Here is a 25,465-nt window from a genome sequence, read left to right as displayed (position 1 = left end):
GCGATTACTGCCCTTCGTTTGCGAGGTCGTTGAATTCGTTGGTGTAGTACTCGCTGGGGGTGATTTCTCCTTCGAGAATCCCCGCGTCATTGAGCCATTGCGCCCATCTGCTGAAGTCCTCGTCTTCGATGGCTGCGTGTTCGCCCAAGCCATAGCCGTTGAAGTACTGCAGGGCTTCAACGTCGTCTCCGCGATCCCTGGATTCAACGATTGCGGTGAATCTCTTGATGACCTCTTCGCGCGGATGCGTCGAAGCCCAGTCCGCTGCTTTGGCAATGCCAGTGGCCAGGGAATGCGCTGCTTCAGGGTATTGAGCGATGAAATCATCCCGAAGGACGTACTCTCCGGCATCAAAGTTGCTGAAGACTTCCGTGTCCCTGAAAACTTCTCGCAAGCCGCCTTGCTTCACCGCATGCACTTGGGAAGCCCCGGAAAGAGCGCCAACGTCGACCTGATGGGTGCGAACGGCTTGTGCGGTGTCGGTAGGTGGCAATACGACCAGCTGCACCTGCTCGATCTCTTGCGGCGTCAGGCCTTCGGATTTCAGATAGCTGCTAACGACCGCTTCGGAATGAGCGCCCAAAGTATTGACTGCAATTGTCTTGCCAATGAGGTCCCTCGGTTCTTTGATGCCGCTGTCTTCGCTCGTGTAGAACCCGACAAAGTAGTCTGCATTGGAACCATAGGATGAGACCACCGCGGTGACAGGCGATCCAGCTTCCTGCAGCTTCACCACTGCTCCGGAGAACGCGCTGCCGATCTCGGTGGCGCCGGTGGCTGTGTTCTGGATCGCCGAGGGCCCGCTGGAGTTGTTGCCAACCCATTCCAAGGACACACCGTCAAGGTAGCCCAGGTCTTCAGCCAGCTCCGGAAGGATCACGGTATTGGCGCTTCCTTCGTAGCGGACGGTTATTGTGCCGTCGGGGTTCTCAAGATCCGTGCCGTGAGCTGACGCAGTGCATGAGGCTAAAAAGAATGCTGCTGCCGTCAGCCCCGCCGCCGTGCCCATGCTTCGAAAGTTCAACCGTTTGAAATTATTCATCCCTGTTCCCCTCTATTTCGCGCTTTTTCCGTGCTTGGTAGCCATGCAACCATTTGGGCGGCGCCGCGGAAAGGGCATGGAAAACTGGAGAAACGAGAAGAAACCTGAGGTCAAAGTGACCTTCAGGTTTCGGAAGATGTCGCGGATGGCTCATTAGCCTTAGCCCAACGGTATGTGGCTCCACAGGAAGGTCAGATACCGAGATATTCGGGGCGGAATTTAATCCGGGGAAACGTTAGCGGGTGCGTCCAAGGCCTCTCAGACGCCTGTTCCGTCATGTGCTTGCCTGCGGGATGAGCCTGGGAGAGCAGGAATTCATCCGATTCTTGCCTCTGTCGATTACTGATCTTGATTCGTGCCGGCAAATCGCGAACGCATGAGCGGCGTTGCCAAGGTCCGGAGGCAAAGAAAAATCCCCGACTCCTGAAGCGGAGACGGGGAATTTCTTGCTCTGAAGCAGAGGACTACTTGCGCAGGCCCAGACGCTCGATCAGCGAACGGTAACGCTCGATGTCGGTGTTCTTCAGGTAGCCGAGCATACGACGACGACGACCAACCAGAGCCATCAGGCCACGGCGGGTGTGGTGATCATGCTTGTGCATCTTCAGGTGCTCGGTCAGGTCCGAAATACGGCGGGACATGACGGCAATCTGAACCTCAGGCGAACCGGTGTCACCCTCGTGGGTAGCGTAAGCCTTGATGATTTCGTTCTTGATAGTGGCATCCAATGCCATAACAAACTCCTAGAGTTGGACCGCGTTCATAAGTCGGTGCGAACGTCGAGACGCTCACGGCGGAAACTCGCAACCGCGGACTGCAGCGAGAACCATCGTCAATCATATCACCGACGGGTGCGCCGGCGGGACCTCCAGGCATGGGTGAGATAGGGCACCTGCACCTTTGCGTCCTGCTCGTGCCCCAGATGCTCCTGCCAATACCAGGCCAAGTTCGCTTCCACCTTGGCGCGGGTAGTTTCTGAAGACTTGCGGTAGTAGCTGCGGGATTTGGTCAGCTCGACGATCTCGTGGAAATCCAGTTCCATGGACCAATGCCAGATGCCATGCTCCGGCTTCTGGAACTGGGGTCCCAACGGCGGCTCCAGCTCGGGCCGGTGCACATCGCCGGCATGCATGATGCGTGCCAAGCGGTGAACCCAGGGAATGGCGACATCCAGCTGATTCCACAGCAGGGTGAGCCAACCGCCATCATGGAGCAATCGGGCCGCTTCGGCACTGGCTTGAGGGTGGTCCACCCAGTGCCATGCCTGGGCATAGGTCACCAGGCCAGCGCTATCGGCCTCCAAGCCGGTCGCTTCACCTGCGGCGCAGGTTACCTCGATCGCCGGCAGCCGCTTGGACAGGACCGAGAGCATTTCTGCCGATGGGTCTACGGCCCTGACTTCCAGGCCTGCACGGATGAGCTGTTCGGTGAAGATCCCCGAACCGCAGCCGATGTCAATGGCACTCACCGGTCGGTGCTGCAGCGTGAATTCCAAGGCTTCCTGCGGATAGGAAGGACGGATCTTGTCGTAGCTTTCGGCATCGGCTTGGAAAGCGGAAGCTAATTCATCGCGGCGCTGGGCGCCCACGACGAAGGCCCGCTGCGGCAATGATGGTATCTCAGCCATGATTCCTAGTGGCGTTCTATAGCCAGCACCGCACGGGCCTGGTCAACGTCCTCGGTCATCTGCTCAATGAGGGCTTCGATGCCGCGGTAGGCAACCATCGGACGCAGGTGAGAAATGAACTCAACGACAATCTGCTGTCCGTACAGATCGAAATCTTCCACGCCTTCTTCGGGGCGGTCAATCACGTGGGCTTCAACCACTCGGGAGACGCCATCGAAGGTGGGGTTCGACCCGACGGAAATTGCTGCTGGCCAACGCACCTCGGCCTCGTCGATCACCCAGCCGGCATAGACCCCATCGGCGGGGATGATGCCGGTGGCTTCGGTGTCCAGATTCGCGGTGGGAAATCCCAGCTCGCGTCCACGGGCATGGCCATGGACTACTTCTCCGCGCATGCGGTGCGGCCGGCCGAGGATCGCGGCGGCAGCTTCGACGTTGCCGGCGGCTAGTTCTTCACGGACCCAGGTCGAGGACAAGCGGCGCTTGTCCCCTACGTCTTCGACACCTATGACTTCAAAACCGTACTTGGTGCCCAGTTCCTGCATGTAGCTGAAGTCCCCGGAATTGCCGCGGCCAAAACGCACATCATGCCCGACCACAACGGCCACGGCATTCAGCTTCTCTACGATGATGGAGCGAACGAACTCTTCAGCGCTCTGGTCCGCGAATTCCAGGGTGTAGTGGATCATCAGCGTGGCATCCAGGCCAACGCTGGCCAAGGTGTCCACGCGGTCAGCCAGACCCATGATCAATTCAGGAGCATCTTCGGGACGGTGCACCAGCGCCGGGTGCGGGTCGAAAGTGATCGCTACCGATTGAGCCGAGCGTGCTTTGGCCTGCGCGACAGCTGCATCCAGCACCTCGCAATGGCCCAGGTGGACACCATCAAAGTTGCCAATGGTCACGACAGTGGGAGCCATATCCGCGGGGACGGCATCCAAGCCCTTCCAATAGTGCACTTTGCTCCTTCAGAAATTCTGCTGCGGTGGATGGAAAACCCACCGTGGTAATTCTTGCACGTCTTTAGGCGTGACGCTCATTACGGTTACGGTACAGCCACCACATGCCGACAATCGGCAGCACCAGTGGAACGTAGCCGTATCCTTCGCCGAAACCGCTCCACACCGACGGATGGGCGAAGTCTTCGGGGTGGGTCAGCGACAAGATGCCGACCACGATCACGCCTGCCAATTCAACGGCTACCGCCCAGAGCGAAACCAGCCAGGCACCACGCTTGGCTGAAGACAGCGAGAATGTGGCAAGGATATAGACCAGGCCAGAAAACAGCGACAGGCTGTAGGCGATCGGCGCTTCGTCGAATTTGCTCATGATCTGGTACACCGCGCGCACGCTCGCCGCCAGGGCGAGGATGCCGTACACGGCAATGATCACCCGGCCCAGTCCGGTGGACCGGCTTGGCTTGGGGGCCTTATTGGTGCTGCGCGCCTGAGCGGCCTGCATGATTCGCGAATTTCGCGGGTTTTCACCCATGTGAGTACTCCTACTGCCAGATCTGTTCCATGCGGAACACCATTACGAAGGTGACGGCGGCCGACGCGGCCAGCACGGCGTTGGACCAACGGCTCTTCTCGCTGATCGCCCAGAAGAAGGCCACCGGCGGCATGATCAGCGCTGTGATGAAGTAGCCCCAGAATTCCACCGGGTCGCCTTGCACCGCATTTCCCCCGACCTGGCGGATCGCGGCCGCGATGCCGTAGGCAATCAGGAAAAGCTCGGTGGCCACCGCACCGATCAGCGCCCAGTCATCCGGGTGCTTGCGGATAGCGGTTGCGATAACTGCCACCAGCAATGCCAGTGCGCAGACCACCGCTCCGGCGATGAAGAATCCATTGACGGCAATCAAGCCAGTTCCTTTCGGGATTACTTAGCGGTGAAGACCAAGGCCGTACGCGCCTTGTCGCCCTTGTCTTCCAGCAGTGCGACCAGCACGCCATTGGGAGCGAAAGCCGCAACGGTCTGGCCTTCGGCAATGTCCATGCCCAGATGCGAGGCGGGAATGGTGCGGCCGAAAGACAATTCCACGGCTTCGTCGACGCTGACCGTGCGATTCGGGAACAGCGCGGCAGCAGCCTTTTCGATTGGGAGAATCTCGAATTCCCCGGCCAGCTGCTCCAGGGTGCGGGTGAGCTCGATCTTGTATGGGCCCACCTCGGTACGGCGCAGCGCCGTCAGGTGCCCGCCAACGTTCAATGCTTCGCCCAGGTCGCGGGCCAACGCACGGATGTAGGTTCCAGAAGAGCACGATACCGTGACGTCGACGTCGAGGATCTTGCCGCCGTTTTCGCGGCGCACCTCATGGATCTCGAACCGCGAAATGGTGACCGGGCGGGCCTTGAGTTCTACCTGTTCGCCAGCGCGCACGCGAGCGTAGGAACGCTTGCCATCGACCTTGATGGCCGAGACCGAGCTCGGAATCTGCTCGATGTCTCCGCGCAGCTGGGCGATCTCGCGCTCGATGTCTTCGTCGCTGACCGCTGCGGCGATGCGCTCGGAAATGATTTCGCCTTCGGCATCGTCCGTGACGGTGTTCTGCCCCAGCCGGATGGTGGCGGTGTAGGTCTTGTCGTGGCCGACGATGTAGGTCAGCAGCCGGGTTGCCTTGTTCACGCCGATAACCAGCACGCCGGTGGCCATGGGGTCCAGGGTGCCGGCGTGGCCGACTTTTCGAGTCCCTGCAAGTCTGCGGATGCGACCGACCACATCATGGGAGGTCATTCCCTGCTCTTTGTCGACTAATACGAGGCCTGAGGCCTGCTCTTGCGTGTTCTGCCCGGCTTTACTCACGCCTTCCAGTATATGGCTTGTGCAGAGAATAAGGCTGTCGCTGGTTCCAAGCGTGGCAGATCCCACTTGCAGCCTATTTCCATGAGCCGGCAATGCTCCGGGACCGGGCCCGCCAGCCCGCGGATCCGGCAGCTTCACGGCCTGCCAGCAAGACGCAAAAAAATTTCCAAGAGAATCCAATCCGTCGGGCAACCTGCCCCGAATGCTCATTGACAACCTGATCCGCACGGACAGGAAAAGGACCGACGACATCAGTCGCGGCGAAGCAAGGAGAAAATCATGAAGCGCACATACAGCAAAGTCGCTGGAGCATTCGGGCTCATCGCAGTCGCCGCCATGGGACTGAGCGCCTGCTCGACCGGTTCGGAAACCATGGAATCGCCCACGGCGTCCGCCTCGGAAAGCAGCTCGCCCATGGCCAGTGAATCGGCAATGGATCCAGCAAGCAATCTTGTGGGCAAGGGTTGCGCGGCCTACGCCGAAGCAGTCCCGACCGGTGATGGCTCCGTAGCCGGAATGGCCCAGGATCCAGTGGCCGTCGCTGCCTCGAACAACCCGCTGCTGACCACCCTGACTTCTGCAGTCTCCGGTGAGCTGAATCCTGATGTCGATCTCGTCGACACCCTCAATGGCGGCGAATTCACCGTCTTCGCACCGGTTGACGACGCCTTCGCGGCAATCCCGAAGGATGACCTGTCCGCAGTTGCCAAGGACGCCGACACCCTGACCAGCATCCTGACCTACCACGTCGTTTCCGGCCAGATTGCACCAGATGATCTTCCCGGAACCCACGCAACGGTCCAGGGCGAAGAAGTGGAAGTCACCGGCAGCGGCGACGATCTGGAAGTCAACGGGGCTTCGGTTATCTGCGGCGGCGTGCAGACCGCCAACGCAACCGTGTACCTGGTGGACACCGTCCTGATGCCACCGGCAAAGAAGTAGTACAGCAAGAATCATCAAGGCCGCTGGCATGAAGGTGGTGCATGGAATACCTTCCAGGCATCACCTTCGCCGGTGCAACGGGAACCTGGTTCCCTTGGACGGATCTTTTCGCAAAACGCCACGCCACAGCAGATAGCCGCTTAGCCACAGATGCATGAGACCCTAGGATTCATGAGTTCCAATAGACTCGATGCCATGGAAGACGATTCCGTGAAAACGCCAGACGTCCTGCTGCAACAGGTCGCGCTGGGAGATGAATCTGCCTTCGAATCGCTCTATGATGCCATGGCTTCACGGGTCTTCGGACTCGTGCTGCGGGTGCTTCGCGATAATGCACAGAGCGAAGAAGTCACCCAGGAAGTGTTTGTCGAAGCGTGGCAACAGGCAAGGCGCTTTGATCCGACGCGTGGCACGGCAGCATCATGGTTGCTGACTATTGCCCACCGCCGGGCCGTCGACCGGGTGCGAGCAAGCCAAGCGAGCCAGGACCGGGATTTGCGCGTTGGAATCAAGGAATTCCAGGACAGCTACGACGACGTGGAAGAGAATGCCATCTTGCACGACGAGACCATGCGCGTAGCCCAAGCCCTGCAGCGGCTCACCGCCTCGCAACGCGAGGCGATACACCTGGCCTACTTCGGCGGATACACCCACACGGAAGTCGCAGAGCTGCTGAAAATACCGGTGGGAACCGCGAAAACGCGAATACGCGATGGAATGGGCAAACTTCGAGAACTGATGGGAGCGGCGTAATGGACAAGCACGAGAACGAGCTGACCGACAGCTTCGCCCTGGATGCTCTGGAAGACAAGGAACGCGAAGCCCTCCAGCATGGGGGTCCCGACTCTGCCCAGGCACGCCGGGAACTGGATGCCCTGCAGGAAACTGCTGGACTGCTCGGCTTGTCAGCGCAACCGGTCAATCCTCCGGCCCGGCTGAAGCACAACATCATGGCCGCTATCCGCACCACCGAGCAATTGGCACCTGTGCAGGAGACGGCCCTCGATCACGACGGCGCCCAGGCACAGGACCCAATAGCTCCTGCTGAACCAGCTGCTCCTGCTGAACGGGAAACCGAAACCGCTGCAACGCACCAGGCCCCGCAAGCTGGCGCAGAACGCGGCCCGCAGCGCTTCTTCGCCTTGGCCGCCGGCGTCCTGCTGCTCGCAGCGGTGGCTCTGGGCGGCTTGGCCATCAACCAGAATTCCCAGCAGCGCGAGCTGGAAAGCCAGATGGCCGCCATGGCCTCGCATCAAGAAGAGCTCAGCCGCATCCTGGCTGCCCCAGATGCCAAGTCGAAAACGCAGACACTGGACGACGGCGCGCGAATCACGCTGTCCTATTCTGCCGACGAAGGCCTGATGGCGGTGTCCACCTCGGGCATGCCAGCCTTGTCCAGCGACAAGGGCTACGAGCTGTGGCTGATCTCGGCAGAAGGGGCGGTTCCTGCGGGAATGCTCACCGGCGGTGATGCCAACGGCATGATCATGGTTTCGGATCCAATGAAGGGCATCACGCACTTCGGGATCACGGTCGAGCCGGCCACCGGCTCCCCTGCCCCGACAACAGACCCCATCATGGTCCAATCGCTGTGAGCGTGCGGAAGTTCTTGTAGCCTGTTCCAATCCGCAATGCTGCCCGTTCCGAAAACACTGTGAGAAGTTGTTCCCCTGCATTCTGCAGGGGAACATGGACCGCAACGCATGAGGTGAGTGGCAGTGGGCATTTGGCAGAAGCGCAGCAGCAGTAAACTCGTATTCCACGCGGTGGCTGGAATTTGCTCGGCCGCAATCATGTTTGCCGTGGCCCAATTCGCCTCGGCATTTTTCAACAATGCATCCTCGCCGTTTTTCGCGCTGGGTTCAGCCATCATCGACCTGACTCCCCCATGGCTCAAGGACTTCGCCATCGCGACCTTCGGGACCAATGACAAGTTGGCGTTATTCATTTCCATCGGTGCAGCCGCCGCAGTCCTGGCGGCGATGATCGGCCTGATCGCCAAGCGAAGTTTTGCGCTGGCCTGCACGGCCATCATCGGCTTGGCCGTACTGCTCTCCAGTGCCGTGGCCGCTCGTGCTTCCACCAGCCTGCTGGATATCATCCCGACGGTACTGGGCGCGATCGCCGGTATCGGGCTTCTGCAGTGGCTGACCCGGCTGGCTGTGGCCGCGGCCCCAAGGCAGGACGAGGGCGCCACCGCGACGGGTCCAAGCCGCAGGAAGTTCTTGATAGGCGCAGCCCTGTCCCTGGCCGCCGCGGCCGTCTCCACCGGTGTTTCCACCTCGCTGTCGGCGTCGCGGAATATGGCCGCCGCCGCACGCAAGGCCTTGCGCCTGCCTGCGGCCCGGACCAAGGCGGAACCCCTGCCCGAAGGGGTGCAGGTAGAAGTAGCGGACATGCCCCGCTTCGTGACTCCCAACCAGGATTTCTACCGCATCGATACCGCGCTTTCGGTGCCGCAGATCGACCCGAACCAGTGGTCGCTGCGCGTGCACGGCATGGTGGAGAAGGAATTCACCGTGAACTTCGACGAACTGCTGGGCGAAGAACTCGTGGAAACCTATCTGACGCTCACTTGCGTGTCGAATCCCGTCGGCGGCGATCTGGTAGGCAACGCGAAATGGCTGGGCTACCCGCTGCGTAAGCTGCTGGAGCGCGCGGTTCCGCAGGCCGGCGCGGATATGGTGCTTTCGACTTCGCACGACGGTTTCAGTGCCTCCACCCCGCTCCAAGCGCTCACCGACGACCGGATGGCTTTGCTGGCCATCGGCATGAACGGCGAGCCTCTGCCTTTCGAGCATGGTTTCCCGGTGCGCATGGTGGTTCCAGGTCTCTACGGCTACGTGTCGGCCACCAAATGGGTGGTCGATTTGGAAGTGACGCGGTTCCAGGACAAGGCGGCCTACTGGACTACTCGCGGCTGGTCCGAACGCGGTCCAATCAAGATGTCTTCCCGCATCGATACCCCTCGCCCGTTCGCCCAGGTGCCTGCCGGAGAAGTCGTCTTGGGCGGAACTGCATGGGCGCAGACCCGGGGCATTTCGCGTGTGCAGGTGCAGATCGATGACGGACCGTGGGCAGATGCCCAACTGGCGACCGAAGCCTCGTTGGATACCTGGCGGCAGTGGCGCTTCGTATGGAAGGACGCAGCACCCGGAACGCACTCGGCAACCGTCCGCGCCTATGATGCACAGGGCAAGTTGCAGACCAGCGAGAAAGCCAACCCGGTGCCCAATGGCGCCAGCGGCTGGCAGCGCCTGCAATTCACCGTGCAGTAGCTCCGGGGCACCAGTGGGTTGTTCACACTGCTGCCGACTGCGACCGGGGCCGGCTGGCCTGCTGGCTCAGCGGGCATGGCCCCGGCAGGCTAGTGGCTGCGCAGCGTCTTGATGACCTTCTCGACCCGGCGCGTCCTGGTGTCCTCGCCGCGGGCAGCCACGATGGGGTCCACGTGGCCGCGCTGCTTGCTGTAGGACAGCTTGTTCCAGGCGTCCAGCAGCTCTGGCTCGGCGGAGAGCAGCACGGCCAGCGGTTCGGGGATTTCGACGGTGCGCGGTTCCTCGTCCAGCTCGAGTTTCACGCTGATTTCATCGCCCGCACCCTTGCCCGTGGCAGCACGGGTCTCGGAGCTGAAGGAAATGAGGAACTGCCCGTGCATGGAAGAAATGCTGTTCCGGTACGTGTAGTCCCCGTCAATGCACACGATGACCGGCACGCGCTTGCCGCGGCCGAATCCGAGCACGATGCCATCGGGAACCACGATGCCCACGTTGTTCCCGCCGGTTGCGCTCAATGTTGTGGTGAATTCTGGCATGTGCTGCACCTTTGGTCGAATCCGGCGGTTTCTGATCACGCTATCCCACCATCTTCCCGGCGACCAGCCTTCGGCAGGGATTCGCGCTTCGCTGTGAGGGTAATCGAGGCCAACGCATAACGCCCCGGCCAGCACGCAATGCGTGCTGGCCGGGGCGTTGCTCCAGTCAGGATGAAGCCCAGAAGCCCTTAGGCTTCTTCGGCGTCCTCGTCCTTCTTGTACGGGTCCTGGTCTCCGGCGAAGTCCTTGCCTTCGCGCAGAGCTGCAACCTCGGCGTCCTTCTCGCGGGCCTTGGCCAGCAATTCCTCCAGGTGCGAGGCACCCTCGGGGATTTCGTCGGCGACGAATGCCAGCGTCGGGGTCAGGCGGATGGTCAGATTGCGGCCCAATTCCTTGCGCAGGGCACCGCCACGCTTTTCCAGCATGGTAGCGATGTCCTTCTTCATCTCGTCATCGCCAAAGACGGTGTAGTACACCGTAGCGTGCTGCAGGTCGTTGGTGACGCGAGCGTCGGTCACGGTGACGTTGTCAATGCGCTCGTCCTTGATGACGTTGCGCAGCGACTGGGCCATGAGGACCTGTACGCGCTTAGCCAGGCGTGCGGCGCGGGCTGAATCAGCCATGGTTTTCTCCTAATGGTTCAAAACTCGTGGGCGCTTGACCAAAGCTTATCGGTCAAACGCCCACGAATCAGTGAGTCACACTGCTAATTGCTTGTCGGCAATTAGTCGCGTGGCTTTTCGCGCATCTCGAAGGTCTCGATGATGTCGCCTTCCTTGATGTCGTTGAACGACCCCAGGCCGATACCGCATTCGAAGCCCTCGCGGACCTCGGTGACATCGTCCTTTTCGCGGCGCAGCGAATCGATGTTCAGGTTGTCGCCCACGACGTTGCCGTCGCGTACCAGGCGAGCCTTGGTGTTGCGCTTGATGGTGCCCGAGCGGATGATCGAACCGGCAATGTTGCCGAACTTCGAGGAGCGGAAGACCATGCGGATCTCGGCGGTGCCGAGGGCCACTTCTTCGAACTCCGGCTTGAGCATGCCCTTGAGCGCATTCTCGATGTCGTCGATAGCGGAGTAGATGACCGAGTAGAAGCGCATGTCGACGCCCTCCTTGTCGGCCAGTTCTGCCACGCGCTCGGCTGGGCGGACGTTGAAGCCAATGATGATGGCGTTGTCCACGGTTGCCAAGTTGACGTCGTTCTGGGTGATCGCACCGACACCGCGGTGGATCACGCGCAGCTGCACATCGTCGCCGACCTCGATCTTCATCAGCGAGTCTTCCAGTGCTTCAACAGCACCGGAAGCGTCACCCTTGAGGATCAGGTTCAGGGTATCGATCTTGCCATCGGCAACAGCCTTGTCGAAGTCTTCCAAGGTGATGCGCTTGCGGCGCTTGGCCAGCATTGCGTTGCGCTCTGCGGTTTCGCGCTTGTCAGCGATCTGGCGGGCGGTGCGCTCGTCTTCGGTGATCAGGAAGCCGTCGCCAGCACGCGGGACCGAGGACATGCCCAGGACCTGTACCGGACGCGATGGCAGTGCCACGTCGAGGTTTTCGCCGTTCTCGTTGAACATTGCACGCACGCGGCCGTGGGCGGTGCCCACCACCATGGTGTCGCCAACGCAGAGGGTACCGGACTGGACCAGGACGGTAACAACCGAACCGCGGCCCTTATCCAGGTTCGCTTCAATGGCCACGCCACGAGCGGACTTGTCCGGGTTGGCCTTGAGCTCAAGCACGTCCGAGGTCAGCAGGACAGCGTCCAGCAGCTCGTCGATGCCCTGCTTCTGCAGTGCCGAAACCTTCACGAACATGGTGTCGCCACCGTATTCTTCTGGAACCAAACCGTATTCGGTCAGCTGGCCCATGACCTTGTCAGGGTTGGCGCCTTCCTTATCGATCTTGTTCACAGCGACGATGATCGGCACGCCGGCAGCCTGTGCGTGGTTCAGTGCTTCCACGGTCTGCGGCATGACGCCGTCATCCGCGGCGACAACCAGCACGGCCACGTCAGTGACCTCGGCACCACGGGCACGCATGGCGGTGAACGCCTCGTGGCCCGGGGTATCGATGAAGGTCATTGCGCGATCGCGGCCCTCATGGATGTGGTTGATCTGGTACGCACCGATGTGCTGGGTGATGCCGCCATGCTCGCCCTCGATAACGTTCGACTTGCGGATAGCATCCAGCAGTCGGGTCTTACCGTGGTCGACGTGGCCCATGATGGTGATGACTGGGGCGCGCTCTTCAAGCACGTCTTCGCCTTCAGCCTCAAGTTCGGCGTCCAGGTCCAGGCCGAAGCCTTCGAGCAGTTCCTTGTCTTCGTCCTCAGGGGAGACGACAAGCACCTTGTAGCCCAGCTCTTCGCCGAGTACCTCGAAGGTTGCCTCATCCAGCGACTGGGTGGCGGTAGCCATTTCACCGAGGTGGAACAGTACGGTCACCAGTGCTGCTGGGTTCGCGCCAATCTTGTCGGCGAAGTCGGTGATCGACGCGCCGCGGCGCAGACGGATCTCGGTGTCGCCGTTGCCGCGTGGAACATTCACGCCGCCCAATGACGGAGCACTCATCTGCTCCAATTCCTGGCGCTTTGCACGCTTGGACTTGCGCTGCTTGCCGCGACCGGCGCCTCCCTTGCCGAAAGCACCGCCAACGCCACCGCGACCGCGTGGTGCACCTGGGCGGAAGCCGCCACCGGTACCGCTGCCGCCACCGCTGCCGCCACCTGGGCGACCGCGGCCGCCGGCACCTGCACCTGGACGTCCGCCGCCTGCTGGCGCTGGACGATCGGTGCGGTTAGGCATCATGCGCGGGGTTGCCGTGGTACCTGCGCCAGCACCTGGGCGTGGACCGCCGGCACCTGCTGGGCGTGGGCCACCTGCGCCGGCTGGGCGTGGAGCGCCCTGGCCTGCTGGGCGTGGACCGCCGGCACCTGCTGGACGTGGACCGCGCTGGCCGTCACGCGCCGGACGTGGACCGCCCTGGCCGTCACGAGCCGGACGTGGACCGCCGGCACCTGCTGGGCGTGGACCGCGCTGGCCGTCGCGTGGTGGGCGAGGACCGCCCTGGCCGCCTTCGCCGCGCATACCCTGCTGCGAGGAGAACGGGTTGTTGCCTGGGCGTGGACCGCCCGGACGAGGTGCGCCTGGACGTGGGGCACGACCGCCTTCGCGGTTGCCGCCACCACGGCGTTCGCCGGACTCAGCGCCGCGCATACCCTGCTGGGAAGAGAACGGGCTGTTGCCTGGGCGTGGAGCGCCTGGCTTCGGAGCTGGCTTGGCACCTGGCTTCGGTGCCGGGGCTGCACCTGGCAATGGAGCGCCAGGGGTTGCCTTCGCGACCGGAGCTGCAGGCGCCGCAGGTGCGGCTGGGGCAGCTGGGGCTGCAGGAGCCGGAGCTGCCGCAGCTGGCTTAACGCCTGGCTTCGGGGCCGAGGCACCTGGGGTAGCAGCCGGCTTGGAAGCCGACTTCGGTGCTCCAGGGGTCGCTGGCTTGGCGGCGGCTGGCTTGGCAGCAGCTGCTGGCTTAGCGGCACCGTTGGAACCTGGGAATGCGTCGCGCAGCTTGCGCGCTACTGGCGGTTCAACGGTCGAGGATGCCGAGCGAACGAATTCGCCCATGTCCTGCAACTTGGTTAGTGCTTCTTTTGAAGTGATTCCGAGCTCTTTAGCGAGCTCGTGAACGCGGGGTTTAGCCACATCTCTCCTGTGTCGATGTGATCTGCTCAAACCCCGGTATCAAAAGATAAATCTTTAGATCAGCGGTCTGGCAGATCAGCTGTGTAATTCGTGAAATTCTTCCGTCGCACGGTGGATCACGCAGAACTGATTGTTCATCGTTGTGCGCTCAGCATTGCCGACTCATCGGGTTGCCATCAGATTTCTGACCCGCTTTCATCATGTTTGCCAGATAGCTGGTTGCTTGCCAGCTGATCTTCGTATGCAGTGAATTCCTGCAGCACCTGCGAATCGTCTACCGCAGACCTGAAGGCCCGCGCGAACGCCCGGCGCTGCACCGCTTGCTGCACACACTTTTCGGTCCCGTGGGTCCAAGTGCCCCGCCCGGAAGCGGAACCCTGTTGATCCAAACTCACCGCATGCAGCGGTGTACCGTCTTTCAGGACCCAACGGAGCAGCTCATTTTTACTGGTTACGGTTCGACAGCCAATGCACGTGCGTTGCTGATGCAGCTTCATGCGAGCGCCGTCGCCACCTTCCCTAGTTATTACGAGCCATCTACTAGTCTAGCGCGTTTGGACGCCATAGCACGCATGAGTTGTGGCTCACACGCAGCTAGGCTTCCAACACGCTGAACTGGAATTATTTCCCGCAGCTGCTTAGAGCTGCGGTTCCTTGCCGCCCGAGGCAGCCAGGATGTCAATGCGCCAGCCGGTCAACTTGGCAGCAAGGCGAGCGTTCTGGCCTTCCTTGCCGATTGCCAGCGAGAGCTGGGAGTCGGGAACAACCACGCGAGCACGGCGTTCGGCTTCGTCCAGGATCTCTACCGAGACGACCTTCGATGGAGACAGGGCCGCGGCGATGAACTTCGCTGGATCCTCGTTGTAGTCAACGATGTCGATCTTCTCGTCGTTCAGTTCGTTCATCACGGCGCGCACGCGGGTTCCCATTTCACCGATGCAAGCGCCCTTGGCGTTGACACCGGCCTTGGTTGCGCGCACAGCAATCTTGGTACGGTGGCCAGCTTCACGAGCCAGTGCCTCGACCGTGACGGTGCCGTCAGCGATTTCTGGAACTTCCATTTCGAACAGCAGGCGAACCAGGTTCGGGTGGGAACGGGACAGGGTAACGGCTGGGCCCTTGTTGCCGCGCTCAGCGGAAACAACGTAGGCGCGCAGGCGGTTTCCGTGCTGGTACTTCTCGCCTGGGGACTGCTCAACTGGTGGCAGCAGCGCTTCCAGATCACCGATCTTGACCTGCACCATATGCGAGGAGTAGCCCTGCTGGATGACGCCGGAGATCAGGGTGCCAACGCGGGCTGCGAACTCGCCGACAACCTGCGCATCTTCAGCTTCACGCAGGCGCTGCATGATTACCTGGCGGGCGGTGGAGGCGGCGATGCGGCCGAAACCGTGCGGGGTGTCGTCGAATTCGCCCAGCAGCACGCCGGCGTTGTCGCGGTCCTCTACCAGGATCGCCACATGGCCGTTGCTGCGCTCAATGTGCGCGCGGGCGCCAGGCATGGCGCCTTCGGTCTTGTTGTAAGCCAGCAGCAGTGCCGACTCGATGGTCGGAATCAAAACATCCATTGGGATGTCGCGGTCTTTTTCCAGGATGCGCAGCGCATTCAGATCGATATCCACGCTTAGCCCTCCAAATCTTCAGTATCGGCAGTGTCAAATAGTGCGTCATCGAAGTTCAGCTCTGGATCGACAACAGCTTTACGGATATTTTCGAAGGCATAGGCCGCAGGATCGAGCACCTTGACCTTCATGCCCTTCTTGGCCGGCTCGCGGTGCTCAGCAATCAACACGTCGCCGTCGTTGACCTCAAGCAGGCGCCCGCGAAGCTTCGTGCCGTCGGCCAGCGAAATCTTGACCATGCGGTTGAGGGCGCGGATCCAGTGGCGCTGGGCAGTCAATGGGCGGGAGAGTCCTGGGGAACTGACTTCGAGTTCGTAAGGAGCCGACGATGCGTAGACGGCGTCCTTGTCCAGAGCGTTGGAGATGGTGGTGGTAACTTCACCAAGTTCATCGAGAGTCAGCGTTTCGTGACCGTCGGCCTTGTCGACGATGATCTGCACGATCATCTGCTTGCCGGAGGGACGCAAGGCGACTTCCTCCAGGAGAAGCCCGTGGGATTCTACTTCCTTGGAGAGCAATGCAGTCAGACGCTGCGCTTCCTGTTCGGTATCGGCCGGCATTCCGGTCATGGATATCCTCCCACGCTATTCGATGTTGTCCGTTAAGCCTATATTGCGTTCCGCTCATTGAGAACATCTAAACGGGCACAGGTGAAGGAACTCACGCCCATTTTCTATCCATCGTGGCGCTCGACACCGCTATTGCCCTCTTTACCTGCATTGATCATGGCATGATCGAAACGCTATGACTGAAAAATCGCCCCATTCCGCCCGTCACACCGACAGGCAAGTACGCCGCGCTCCAGGCTGGATTGCTCCGGTACTGGCTGGTGCAGTTGCCGTTGCCGTGACGTGGGGCATTGGCAGCACCATCTTCCGAGGCGCCCTGGTGGAGCGGGGCCTGCCCGAACAGGTCAATGAGGCCAGCGCCGATGCCCGCATGACGTGGGAATACGGAGCAAAGCTGGCAGACCTGGCATCTCAGGCCCAAGCCTTGGCCCAGCTGGCACCCGAGGATAACGCTTCGAGGCTATCCGCATTGGCGACTTCCTTGTCGCAGGGGTCAGCGGTGCTCGGTGAATTGCGCTTCGACGACCAAGAGCCTGCGGCATTGCCGCAAACCTTCTCCCCCGACGCGCTGGTTGCGCTTGCCACGAATGTCGCCGACGCATCGTCAGCGATGCCTGCCTTTGCAGAACCGTCGCTGTCCAGGGATTCGAAGCTGGCCCAGATTGCTTTCCAGATCAATCTGGACGCCCGCAGCGCTGTTGCATCTTTGGGAGAAGAGCGTGATGTGGACTTGGCCTTGCCACTGAGTGCAGTCTCGGGTGAAGAAGAGCAGAAAGACCAGCCAGTAGCCTGCCTGCCTAATGAGGAGCTGCTGGACCCCGCGAAGGAAATCACCGAAGCGCAGAACATCGAACCAACGGCCGTCGCCCGGGCCCTGGACCGCGGCTATGCACTAGATTTCCTTCTGCAGCTCACGGCTGCACGTGGTGCCGACAGCGCCAAGGAAGCCGTCGAAGCTCGACGCAGCGAGCTGGGACGCCAGCTTCGCGGCCTGCGCGCGGCCGTTGACGAACAGTGCGCAGACCTGCGTGAACCCGCCTATGCGCTACCCGAAGGCGGCCTCGAAGACCTGGCTGCCCTATCCGCGGAAGCCGAAGGGGATTTTGCTGATGCATTGGTCGTAGCAGCGGGCGTTAGCGATGGTGCAGCCGGCGCAAAAATTTCCGCCGTCGCTTTCCAGACTCTCAATGGCCAGCAGGGATCGAATGAGGAATACCGCATCTTGGAGACTGGCGAAGTCGGCAAATAGTTTTGGATTCAGCTAGAATTTAGCCGTATTTCACGTTTCGTTGAATTATCACGAAATAATCACGACTGCTAATTGCCCTGAGTCGAAATAGAGCACGGGTTCGGGTAGAGCCAAAACAGCGCGAGGCGCACTAAAATTCACGGATGATCCGTAATTTCCATCCGCACTATAAGATATAACCCGCATATGGCATGCGGGTTTTGCGCGGTATTACTCGAAACCAATTTATCAACGACCACCATTTCCTCCGCCATGGAATGACTCCAAAGATATATGAATCTCGTTCCTATTCACTTGCTCTCGATATTCGCGCCGAAAGGGGCTATCGTGAATAACAAGTGCTTGAGATACGGAATTTGGCTCCAATAACACGGAGCGGAATTCTCCGCTTTCTTCCACTTATTGGGGAACTAACAACTTGTGGCTAGGTCGTCAATTGGAGGTTGGGTAATGTCAGGTCAATTCATGCGTTCGAAGACAGCAGAACTGGTCAGCGAAGTGATCGGCTCAAGGCAAGGTCGGGCGCAACTCAGTTCACATGGTTGGGTCCAGGGCATGCCTATTGTCATTGCGCAACCTGAGGAAACAGTCAACGACGTCATGTCGCTCGTGGCCGCGCATCAGCCACCAGCGCTGATCGCTACTCTCGATCCGGCGAACAACGATTTGTGGTTCCTGTATGTATCCATCGGTTGCACAGCGTTGCAGGTTGTAGATCCGCTGGAAAGCCACACTACGGTTTCCCAACTCTACAAAACTGCAATGGGTTCCAGCTTCTTGACTTTCAGGATCGCGCAAATGGCGACCAGTTCCATGGTCCATGCCATTGAACCCCAGCATGTCCAGCACTACGCCGGATACCCGCCAATCGACACATCAGCGGCTAGCGGCCGCTAAAGCTATCACTTGCCGGCGAGGATCAGGTCCGAGCCGAGTTTGATAATCAGTGCCGAAACGACGATCACGAAAACAATGCGAATAAAGGCGCTGCCCTTTGAGATCGCCATGCGCGCCCCGAGATAACCGCCAAGCATATTCATCACGCCCATGGCCAGGCCTAATGCGACTAGGACGTGCCCCGTGGGGATGAAGAGCAGCAGAGCACCTGCGTTGGTGCAAAGGTTAACGATCTTCGCCTTGGCGGAGGACTGCAAGAAGTTGTAGCCCAGCACTGTCACCATGGCGATGATCAAGAACGATCCAGTCCCGGGACCGATCATCCCGTCGTAGCCGCCAATCAGCAGCCCAATCAGGATGGCTCGAAGATAATGCCCATGCCCGGCGTAGCGCAGGCGCGACAGCTCCCCGGCTTTGGGCTTCAGGATCGTGAACAGCAGCACCGCAATGAGCGCTGCGATAATGATGGGCTGAATGGCTCCAGAGGGAAGAATTGTGGCCAGCGTAGCTCCGCCGAAGGCACCGAGCATGGCAGTCAATGCCATCGGAATAGCGGTCTTCAAATCCGGGCTGGTGCGCCGGTAGTACGTCACCGCGCTGGTAGCCGTTCCGAAGATTGAGCCCAGCTTATTCGTGGCCAGCGCCTGCACCGGCGTGATGCCGGGGAAAAGAAGCAGCGCGGGCAATTGAATCAGGCCGCCACCGCCAACTACCGCGTCAATCCATCCAGCGCCCAAAGCTGCAAGAAGCAGCAACACCAGGGGCCAGAAGGAGACGGGTTCACCGTTGACGGACAGCAATTCCAAGAACTCTTGCACCGCGCTACTCCCCTATTCAGTTATTGGCTACAGCCTTTTAGGCGCTCAGCTCAGCGACAACGTCCTCGACCTTGACATCGCGGCGTTCGCCGGTGGCACGATCCTTGACCTCAACTACGCCCTCAGCAAGTCCACGGCCCACAACAACGATGGTTGGAATGCCGATCAGTTCGGCATCCGAGAACTTCACGCCCGCGGACACCTTTGGACGGTCATCCAAGATAACTTCCAAACCGGCCGATTCTAGTTCTGCGGCCAACTTCTCAGCAGCCTCAAGCAGCTCTGGGCCCTTGCCGGTAACGACCATGTGGACGTCGGCTGGAGCAACCTGCTTTGGCCATGCCAGACCGTTTTCGTCATGGTAAGCCTCGGCCAGTGCTGCTACCGCACGGGTGACGCCAATGCCGTAGGAGCCCATGGTGACAACCTTCAGCTTGCCGTTCTGGTCCAGGACCCTCAGATCCAGAGCCTCAGCGTACTTGCGGCCAAGCTGGAAGATATGACCCATTTCGATACCGCGTTCGGTGCGCAATGGGCCCGAGCCGTCCGGTGCCGGGTCGCCCTCTAGCACGTTGACCGACTCGATGGTGCCGTCAAAGCCGAAGTCGCGCTCGGCCACCAAGCCGAAAACGTGCTTGCCCTTTTCGTTGGCGCCGGTGATCCACGAGGTACCGGATACTACGCGAGGATCAACCAGGTAGGTGATGCCGCTGGTGCCTTCGGTACCCAGAACAGCCTGATCCAGGCCGTTGCCTGGGCCGATGTAGCCGGCAATCAATTCCGGGTGCTTGGCTAAGTCTTCACCGCTAGCGGCTTCAACCTGGACCTCGCCGATGATGCCCAGCGGGGCACCTACGGTAGCTTCGACACGCTTCAGGTCCACCTGGCGGTCGCCTGGAACACCGATGACTGCCAACTGGCGGTTGCCTTCTGGATCGGTCACCGCCAGGACAACGTTTTTCAGGGTGTCCTTGGCTTCCCAAGTACCGGACTCGCGTGGGCGCAGCTCGTTGGCCGCGGCAACCAGCGTCTCGATGGTCGGGGTATCCGGGGTATCGACAACATCGAACGCAGGTGCGTTGGCGTAATCGATGGACGTTGGCACTACGGTGGTGACAGCTTCCACGTTGGCTGCGTAGCCGCCGGCCGAACGGACGAAGGTATCCTCGCCAATAGCCGTTGGATGCAGGAATTCCTCGGACTTGGAGCCTCCCATGGCACCAGCCTGCGCGAAAACCGGAATAACTTCCAGTCCCAGGCGCTCGAAGATCTTCAGGTAGGCGCCGCGGTGAGCCATGTAGGCTTCGTCCAGGCCTTCATCATCGATGTTGAAGGAGTACGAATCCTTCATGATGAATTCGCGGCCACGCAGCAGGCCCGCGCGTGGACGTGCTTCGTCGCGGTACTTGTTCTGGATCTGGTACAGGTAGACCGGAAGATCCTTGTACGAGTTGTACAGATCCTTCACCAGCAGCGTGAACATTTCCTCATGGGTCGGCGCCAAGAGGTAGTCTGCATCTTTGCGGTCCTTGAGACGGAACAGGCCTTCGCCGTATTCGGTCCAACGGCCGGTCTGTTCGTAAGGTTCACGTGGCAGCAGCGCTGGGAAGTGGACTTCCTGGCCGCCGATAGCGTTCATTTCCTCGCGAACAATAGCTTCAACGCGCGCAAGGACCTTCAAACCCAACGGCAACCAGGTGTAGATGCCCGGGGCCGCACGACGGATGTAACCGGCGCGTACCAACAACTTGTGGCTGGCGACTTCGGCGTCAACCGGATCTTCACGCAAGGTGCGCAAGAAGGTAGTGGAAAGCTTCAAAACCACTCGGGGTGTCCTTTTCCGTCCGTCGACTTCAGAAATATTTTCGGATGCCGACTAGCTATGCAAAATCAAATGGGTTTTGGCCGCAAAATTGGCCTTAATCAATGCTACAGCTTTCGGCCACTTCCCAATAAATTCAAGGGCTTGCGCGGAATCGTGTTGCGTGCCCGGGGCCGGATGCGGGCCTCTGGATAGATGGTGGGCGCTGCAGGGTTCTGTTTCGTTGAGTCGCTGCCAGCAAAGGACATCCCAGTCGGGTGCCAGTTCCCCGCCGATTTGTACTTGCCAGCACCCATGGCGAGGCTTACGCGGAAGCATGGCGCAGCTGGGTCGGCTGCGGCGCGCAGGCCGGTGCACCGGCGTTGTTGCGGCATCCGCGGTCTGCGCCGATTCATAAACTGCGCAGGTGCCAGGAGCGTGGGAATCATGGTTCATCCGGCTTTCCGTTCAATTCGTTGTGCGATTTCCAGGCCGTTGCAGTTCAACGAAACGTCCGGATGAGGCTCGAAAACCGCCACGTGGCAGACGCGCGGGTGACCCGGAGGAAGCGCCATACAGCGCTTGCTCCGGGACCGGGAAACCGATTCACGGGCAGGGAAACGGTTTTATCAGGATTGATGATAGGTTTCGGCGAGCGCATACACCGGAGTTCCGATGCCCTCGTACCGTGCCTTGAGCTGCAAGCCCAGATACTTCGAATAATGCCTGGACTGGTGCAGGTTGCCTCCGTGGAACCAGAGGTTCTTGACCTTGGTGGGCTTCCACATATTGCGCAGTTCCCCCTGCCATGGACCCGGATCCTTAGCGGTCCCCGACCCCAGGCCCCAGCATTTTCCGACTTCATCCGCGACTTCCTGGGAGATGAGCTTCGCCGCCCATCCGTTCATCGAGCCGTAACCGGTGGCGTAGACCACCGCGTCCGCCGGCAGTCGAGTGCCATCGGCCAGCACCACCGATTCTTCGGTCAAGTGCGATACCTCGCCATGGGCCAAAGCAATCGATCCGTCGGCCACCAGCTCGCTGGCACCGATGTTGATGTAGTACCCCGAGCCGCGGCGCAGGTACTTGAGGAACAGCCCTGAACCGTCGTCGCCGAAGTCCAGCTCGAATCCCGCATCCGCCAGCGACTTGTAGAAGTGCGCGTCTTCCTGCTGGATTTTCTCGAAGACCGGCTTATGGAATTCCGGGAGGACTTTGTACGGGATGGAGGCGAAGATCAGGTCTGCCTTGTTGTGGTCTATGCCGGCAGCGAGGGCTTCTTCCGAGTACAGTCCGCCCAGCACATGCTTCATCAGCGATTCGGAGCGCACGATATGCGTGCTGGAACGTTGGACCATAGTCGGCTTGGCCCCGTTTTGCACCAGATCCGCGCAGATATCGTGTGCGGAGTTGTTGGCGCCGATAACCACGACGTTCTTGCCCGCGTACCGTTCGCCGCCTGGATGCTTGGAGGAATGGTTCTGCTCGCCTTTGAAGATCTCGGCTCCCGGGTACTGGGGAATGTTCGGAATACCGGACATGCCGGTGGCCAGCACCAGCTGGGTGGGACGCAGGGTCAATGGTACTCCGTCGCGTTCTACCTCGACGATCCACCCCTCTCCTTCCGGATCCTGCCGGGCGCTGGTCGCTTCAGTCAGTGACCAATAGTCCAGCTCCATGAGCTTGGTGTAGCTTTCCAGCCAATCCCCCATCTTGTCCTTGGGCGTGAACACCGGCCAGTGGTCGGGGAAATCAATGTAGGGCATATGGTCATACCAGACCGGATCGTGCAGCGCCAAGGAATGGTAGCGCGAACGCCATTGGTCACCGGGACGCGGATGCCTATCGATGACCAGGGCAGGAACACCCATGCGCTTGAGCCGAGCGGCCAAGCCTATGCCGCCTTGGCCGCCGCCGACAATCAGCGTGTAGGGCTGGTCGGTGATCCCCAGGGACTGCTGCTGCGCGGTGCGTCGATCAAGCCAGTTTTCCTTGCTCATCGCTACGCCGTGCTCGGCGCCCAGTTCGCGGCGCGGACCAGCAGGTTCGGGGAATTTGCGCAGGCCCTGCGCGGTGCTCAGCAGGGTCCAGGCCTTCCCATCGCGCAAGCGGAGTAATCCAAGCCCGTTGAATGCGTCGTTCTCGAACGTGTACCAGGCTTCAATGACGCCGTCAGCCTCTTGTGCGCTGGTGACTTCGATGTTCCGCGGCCACGCGCCTCGTTCAACGCCAAGCAGCATCTTCTCGATCCCGTCACGGCCCTCGCTGGTGTGAAGGTTCCATGTCATCGAGGCCAGATCCCGCCAGTAGCACTCCTCCGAAAATAGCTGCACAGCTGCTGGCGCGTCACCCGCTTCCAACGCTATCTGCAAGGAATGGAACCAGCTCCGGGCTTGCAACAAGCAATCATTGTCAGTCATTTGCGTCTCATCTCTTCATCGGGATTCAATGGATGGCCATTCGGGCCCTCCGCGACTAATGAAAGAATATGATCTGCGTCACAAAAGAAAAGCGTTGCAATAGGTTGCAGCTGCTCCGGGATTGCTAGTGGCTGCTCACCGGGACCACGATCCGGTAGGGACGTGAGGCGATCAGGCCACGCAGCTTGGAACGCAAGCGGGATATTTCGGCACGGATGGTGACGTTCGGCGTATCCGCAGGCCACAGGCTCGCCAACTGCCCTGAGCTCACTCCGTGAGGGTTCGCAGCCAGCAGCTCAAGGATCTGCCAATGCTTCGCGCTCAAGTTGATGCGCGTCGCCCCACCGGGCGAATGGACAATAGCCTGCAGTGAAGCTCCTGCGTACAGCTGGAGGCTCACCTGGCCTTCTGCCCTTTGCAGCAGCCAGCCTCCCGGTGTCCGCCGCGCATCTATTGATCCCAGCCCGGAAATCCAGTTCCGCCCTTCTTCCATGGACATCGGCAAATTGAGCTTGGATCCAACACTGTAGCCTTGGGCGGCGGCTATGGAGCCTTGCACGTCAACTAGGACGTACTCGCCTTCGGGCAGTTGGGTGGAAAGCTGGAGCGTCTGCATTTTCAAGGCATGCTCGGTTTGCAGAAATAATTCTGCTTCTCGGGCCACGGATGAGACCAGAGCCAAGGAGTGCGGATGCGCCGTGCGGAACGAGCCTGCCAGCGTGATCGTGCCAATCAGCGCCGAGGCGGCAGGATTCATGACCGGCGCCGATGTGCAGACCCAGTTGTGCTGTTCTTCCCGGGCATGCTCCGGGCCGAAAATCTGCACCGGGGCACGCTCGGCCATTGCCGCGCCGATCCCATTAGTGCCCACGTCGCTTTCGCGCCAGCGTGCACCGGCGACAAATCCGATGCCGTCACTTCGGCGGCGTACTGCAGAGGGCCCGAGCACCCAGAGCACGAATCCTTGCTCGTCGGAGATGACCAGCTGGTTTCCCGCCTGGGTGGCCAAGGAGAGCAAACGCTCCTTGAAGAGCTCGACCAGTCCGTTGAGTTCTTCGTTGGCCTGCCTGCGCTCGCGTATTTCAGAAGTATCCAAGGGAACGATATCTGTTCCAAGCTTGCCGGCCCTGGACCATGAACGAGCCACCACTGGCCGCACCACTTCAGGGATGCACGCACCTTCGGCCCAGAGCTGATGCAGGGACTTCAAGCTTCGGGCTTTGCGCGTCGGATCCTCGCCCGCAGTCAAGGCAGCCTCGATGGATTTGCGTGGCGCACCGTGTTCCAGGGTCATCCATTGAGAATGCCATGACTCGCGCATCATTGGGAAGCATTTGCCGCGCAAAGAAGTGAAGACTCTTCTGATTCCCTTGGAACCAGAAGAGCCTTCAACGGCTGAAGGAGGCCTACTTGGCCGTGGCCTTAACCTCTTCAACTGCCTTGTTCAGTTCCTCAACGAGTGCTTTCACAGCCTCGCCATCAGCTTGTTCGCCAGTTTGGGTGCGGGAAACGGCCACAACATTTTCACCGACTACGCCCTGAATCTGGTAAGAACCGCCTGGGACCTCTTCGCCATTCATGGTCATGGCAGTGTGGGTTACGATGGTCTTGTCCGCATCGGATTCAGCATCCAGGATCTTGGCCGAGGCAGAAACTTTCTGGCCCGCAACACTCATCGAGAAGTCCTCGCAGCCCTGCAGGTCCTTGGCATCTACCATGTCCTTGATTGCATCCAGCTTGGCAGTATCCTCGTAGCCAGCGACGGAGTAGCTGTTGCTCTCGCCTGTTTCGCCAACGACGATCGCTGCGGCCATGTTGACGCCGTCCAGGTCCTGGGTCCCCTGCTGCGAGACGAACTCGGCGCACTTCGCAGGTTCGATCTCCATCTGATCGATCAGGCCCTTGGCGCTTTCCAATGAGCCGCTAAGTGCATCGCTATCCAGAACCTGCACATTCGGTCCGTCTCCACCCAAGGTTTTGGCAACTGCAGCGGCTTGCTCAGCAGTCAGCGCTGGCACCCCCGCGCTTTCCTGCTCCTGAGGGGCCTCCGAAGAGCCAGCAGCGCCCTCGGTCCCTGAATTCGAGCTGCAACCGGTCAAGGCAAGGGCAACTGCTACAGGCAGCACCCAGAGTGAACGCTTCTTCATGGTGATTTCCTC

General features: G+C 60.4%; 24 protein-coding genes. 6 read left to right on the top strand and 18 right to left on the bottom strand.

Annotation, left to right across the window (positions count from 1 at the left end):
• Window positions 1–4 precede the first annotated feature (4 nt).
• The 7 genes from ACIOTN_RS14540 to truB all read right to left on the bottom strand — a co-directional run bounded on the left by ACIOTN_RS14540 (window position 5) and on the right by truB (window position 5,474).
• Window positions 5–880 (bottom strand): ABC transporter substrate-binding protein, encoded by an 876-nt coding sequence (locus tag ACIOTN_RS14540; RefSeq protein WP_402696369.1) that lies wholly within the window; start codon window positions 878–880, stop codon window positions 5–7.
• Window positions 881–1,506: 626 nt separating this feature from the next.
• A complete protein-coding gene (rpsO, locus tag ACIOTN_RS14535; protein ID WP_013348393.1) occupies window positions 1,507–1,776 on the bottom strand; it encodes a 30S ribosomal protein S15 in 270 nt (89 codons plus the stop codon).
• Between the two features lie 107 nt (window positions 1,777–1,883).
• Window positions 1,884–2,669, bottom strand: coding sequence for a class I SAM-dependent methyltransferase (locus ACIOTN_RS14530; RefSeq protein WP_105661835.1), 786 nt, complete (start codon window positions 2,667–2,669; stop codon window positions 1,884–1,886).
• 5 nt (window positions 2,670–2,674) lie between these two features.
• Window positions 2,675–3,628, bottom strand: a complete 954-nt coding sequence (locus tag ACIOTN_RS14525; RefSeq protein ID WP_402735561.1) for a bifunctional riboflavin kinase/FAD synthetase — start codon at window positions 3,626–3,628, stop codon at window positions 2,675–2,677.
• 64 nt (window positions 3,629–3,692) lie between these two features.
• Window positions 3,693–4,160, bottom strand: a complete 468-nt coding sequence (locus tag ACIOTN_RS14520; protein WP_402735560.1) for a hypothetical protein — start codon at window positions 4,158–4,160, stop codon at window positions 3,693–3,695.
• A gap of 10 nt (window positions 4,161–4,170) precedes the next feature.
• Window positions 4,171–4,533, bottom strand: a complete 363-nt coding sequence (locus ACIOTN_RS14515) for a hypothetical protein (RefSeq protein WP_105657288.1) — start codon at window positions 4,531–4,533, stop codon at window positions 4,171–4,173.
• A 17-nt stretch (window positions 4,534–4,550) separates the two neighbouring features.
• On the bottom strand, window positions 4,551–5,474 hold the full coding sequence (gene truB, locus ACIOTN_RS14510; protein WP_105661834.1) for a tRNA pseudouridine(55) synthase TruB: 924 nt from the start codon (window positions 5,472–5,474) through the stop codon (window positions 4,551–4,553).
• A 279-nt stretch (window positions 5,475–5,753) separates the two neighbouring features.
• Here truB and ACIOTN_RS14505 point away from each other — a divergent pair, with 279 nt between their 5' ends.
• The 4 genes from ACIOTN_RS14505 (at window position 5,754) to ACIOTN_RS14490 (ending at window position 9,694) form a co-directional block, all read left to right on the top strand.
• Window positions 5,754–6,416 carry a fasciclin domain-containing protein gene (locus ACIOTN_RS14505; RefSeq protein ID WP_105657286.1) on the top strand — a complete coding sequence of 221 codons (663 nt, stop codon included), beginning with the start codon at window positions 5,754–5,756 and terminating at the stop codon, window positions 6,414–6,416.
• 171 nt (window positions 6,417–6,587) lie between these two features.
• Window positions 6,588–7,169: an ECF RNA polymerase sigma factor SigK gene (gene sigK / locus ACIOTN_RS14500; protein WP_402735559.1), complete on the top strand. Its 582-nt coding sequence runs from the start codon at window positions 6,588–6,590 to the stop codon at window positions 7,167–7,169.
• Window positions 7,169–8,011, top strand: a complete 843-nt coding sequence (locus ACIOTN_RS14495) for an anti-sigma factor domain-containing protein (RefSeq protein ID WP_402735558.1) — start codon at window positions 7,169–7,171, stop codon at window positions 8,009–8,011. The genes sigK and ACIOTN_RS14495 overlap by 1 nt, the downstream gene beginning before the upstream one ends.
• A 198-nt stretch (window positions 8,012–8,209) precedes the next feature.
• Window positions 8,210–9,694 carry a molybdopterin-dependent oxidoreductase gene (locus ACIOTN_RS14490; protein ID WP_402735616.1) on the top strand — a complete coding sequence of 495 codons (1,485 nt, stop codon included), beginning with the start codon at window positions 8,210–8,212 and terminating at the stop codon, window positions 9,692–9,694.
• Window positions 9,695–9,783: 89 nt separating this feature from the next.
• Here the strand turns inward: ACIOTN_RS14490 and ACIOTN_RS14485 are convergent, their stop codons facing one another.
• From ACIOTN_RS14485 to rimP, 6 genes are all read right to left on the bottom strand, one after another.
• The gene (locus tag ACIOTN_RS14485; protein WP_332727082.1) at window positions 9,784–10,230 is read right to left on the bottom strand and encodes a YdeI/OmpD-associated family protein; all 447 of its coding nucleotides are present in this window, start codon (window positions 10,228–10,230) and stop codon (window positions 9,784–9,786) included.
• Window positions 10,231–10,418: 188 nt separating this feature from the next.
• Entirely contained in the window at window positions 10,419–10,853 is a 435-nt protein-coding gene (rbfA, locus tag ACIOTN_RS14480) for a 30S ribosome-binding factor RbfA (RefSeq protein ID WP_105657282.1), read from the bottom strand.
• Window positions 10,854–10,954: 101 nt separating this feature from the next.
• Window positions 10,955–13,930, bottom strand: coding sequence for a translation initiation factor IF-2 (infB, locus tag ACIOTN_RS14475; protein WP_133832994.1), 2,976 nt, complete (start codon window positions 13,928–13,930; stop codon window positions 10,955–10,957).
• 176 nt (window positions 13,931–14,106) lie between these two features.
• Complete coding sequence (locus tag ACIOTN_RS14470) at window positions 14,107–14,427, bottom strand: YlxR family protein (RefSeq protein ID WP_105657280.1); 321 nt, start codon at window positions 14,425–14,427, stop codon at window positions 14,107–14,109.
• Window positions 14,428–14,568: 141 nt separating this feature from the next.
• Window positions 14,569–15,552 carry a transcription termination factor NusA gene (gene nusA / locus ACIOTN_RS14465; RefSeq protein WP_105661830.1) on the bottom strand — a complete coding sequence of 328 codons (984 nt, stop codon included), beginning with the start codon at window positions 15,550–15,552 and terminating at the stop codon, window positions 14,569–14,571.
• 2 nt (window positions 15,553–15,554) lie between these two features.
• The gene (rimP, locus tag ACIOTN_RS14460; RefSeq protein WP_105657278.1) at window positions 15,555–16,121 is read right to left on the bottom strand and encodes a ribosome maturation factor RimP; all 567 of its coding nucleotides are present in this window, start codon (window positions 16,119–16,121) and stop codon (window positions 15,555–15,557) included.
• 175 nt (window positions 16,122–16,296) lie between these two features.
• On the opposite strand from rimP, the gene ACIOTN_RS14455 reads away from it, so the two are divergent.
• Together ACIOTN_RS14455 and ACIOTN_RS14450 are read left to right on the top strand one after the other, a co-directional pair.
• Window positions 16,297–17,370, top strand: a complete 1,074-nt coding sequence (locus ACIOTN_RS14455; RefSeq protein ID WP_402735557.1) for a hypothetical protein — start codon at window positions 16,297–16,299, stop codon at window positions 17,368–17,370.
• Between the two features lie 465 nt (window positions 17,371–17,835).
• A complete protein-coding gene (locus tag ACIOTN_RS14450; RefSeq protein WP_133832996.1) occupies window positions 17,836–18,267 on the top strand; it encodes a hypothetical protein in 432 nt (143 codons plus the stop codon).
• 5 nt (window positions 18,268–18,272) lie between these two features.
• Here the strand turns inward: ACIOTN_RS14450 and ACIOTN_RS14445 are convergent, their stop codons facing one another.
• The 5 genes from ACIOTN_RS14445 to ACIOTN_RS14425 form a co-directional block, all read right to left on the bottom strand.
• On the bottom strand, window positions 18,273–19,085 hold the full coding sequence (locus tag ACIOTN_RS14445) for a TSUP family transporter (protein ID WP_402735556.1): 813 nt from the start codon (window positions 19,083–19,085) through the stop codon (window positions 18,273–18,275).
• Between the two features lie 37 nt (window positions 19,086–19,122).
• On the bottom strand, window positions 19,123–20,910 hold the full coding sequence (locus tag ACIOTN_RS14440; RefSeq protein WP_402735555.1) for a proline--tRNA ligase: 1,788 nt from the start codon (window positions 20,908–20,910) through the stop codon (window positions 19,123–19,125).
• 605 nt (window positions 20,911–21,515) lie between these two features.
• A complete protein-coding gene (locus ACIOTN_RS14435; protein WP_105657274.1) occupies window positions 21,516–23,306 on the bottom strand; it encodes an NAD(P)/FAD-dependent oxidoreductase in 1,791 nt (596 codons plus the stop codon).
• Window positions 23,307–23,430: 124 nt separating this feature from the next.
• Window positions 23,431–24,600 carry a GAF domain-containing protein gene (locus tag ACIOTN_RS14430; RefSeq protein WP_332727080.1) on the bottom strand — a complete coding sequence of 390 codons (1,170 nt, stop codon included), beginning with the start codon at window positions 24,598–24,600 and terminating at the stop codon, window positions 23,431–23,433.
• Window positions 24,601–24,712: 112 nt separating this feature from the next.
• Complete coding sequence (locus ACIOTN_RS14425) at window positions 24,713–25,453, bottom strand: hypothetical protein (protein WP_105657272.1); 741 nt, start codon at window positions 25,451–25,453, stop codon at window positions 24,713–24,715.
• Between the last annotated feature and the right edge of the window lie 12 nt (window positions 25,454–25,465).

It is taken from the genome of Glutamicibacter sp. NPDC087661 (assembly GCF_044743275.1).
Lineage (GTDB): Bacteria > Actinomycetota > Actinomycetes > Actinomycetales > Micrococcaceae > Glutamicibacter.
This window is presented reverse-complemented; position numbering and strand designations above follow the sequence as displayed.

Coding starts and splice junctions, on each gene's coding strand:
- rpsO (WP_013348393.1), bottom strand. CDS start 1,776: ATGGCATTGGATGCCACTATCAAGAACGAAATCATCAAGGCTTACGCT.
- ACIOTN_RS14530 (WP_105661835.1), bottom strand. CDS start 2,669: ATGGCTGAGATACCATCATTGCCGCAGCGGGCCTTCGTCGTGGGCGCC.
- ACIOTN_RS14520 (WP_402735560.1), bottom strand. CDS start 4,160: ATGGGTGAAAACCCGCGAAATTCGCGAATCATGCAGGCCGCTCAGGCG.
- ACIOTN_RS14505 (WP_105657286.1), top strand. CDS start 5,754: ATGAAGCGCACATACAGCAAAGTCGCTGGAGCATTCGGGCTCATCGCA.
- sigK (WP_402735559.1), top strand. CDS start 6,588: ATGAGTTCCAATAGACTCGATGCCATGGAAGACGATTCCGTGAAAACG.
- ACIOTN_RS14495 (WP_402735558.1), top strand. CDS start 7,169: ATGGACAAGCACGAGAACGAGCTGACCGACAGCTTCGCCCTGGATGCT.
- ACIOTN_RS14490 (WP_402735616.1), top strand. CDS start 8,210: ATGTTTGCCGTGGCCCAATTCGCCTCGGCATTTTTCAACAATGCATCC.
- ACIOTN_RS14485 (WP_332727082.1), bottom strand. CDS start 10,230: ATGCCAGAATTCACCACAACATTGAGCGCAACCGGCGGGAACAACGTG.
- rbfA (WP_105657282.1), bottom strand. CDS start 10,853: ATGGCTGATTCAGCCCGCGCCGCACGCCTGGCTAAGCGCGTACAGGTC.
- ACIOTN_RS14470 (WP_105657280.1), bottom strand. CDS start 14,427: ATGAAGCTGCATCAGCAACGCACGTGCATTGGCTGTCGAACCGTAACC.
- rimP (WP_105657278.1), bottom strand. CDS start 16,121: ATGACCGGAATGCCGGCCGATACCGAACAGGAAGCGCAGCGTCTGACT.
- ACIOTN_RS14455 (WP_402735557.1), top strand. CDS start 16,297: ATGACTGAAAAATCGCCCCATTCCGCCCGTCACACCGACAGGCAAGTA.
- ACIOTN_RS14450 (WP_133832996.1), top strand. CDS start 17,836: ATGCGTTCGAAGACAGCAGAACTGGTCAGCGAAGTGATCGGCTCAAGG.
- ACIOTN_RS14435 (WP_105657274.1), bottom strand. CDS start 23,306: ATGACTGACAATGATTGCTTGTTGCAAGCCCGGAGCTGGTTCCATTCC.
- ACIOTN_RS14430 (WP_332727080.1), bottom strand. CDS start 24,600: ATGACCCTGGAACACGGTGCGCCACGCAAATCCATCGAGGCTGCCTTG.
- ACIOTN_RS14425 (WP_105657272.1), bottom strand. CDS start 25,453: ATGAAGAAGCGTTCACTCTGGGTGCTGCCTGTAGCAGTTGCCCTTGCC.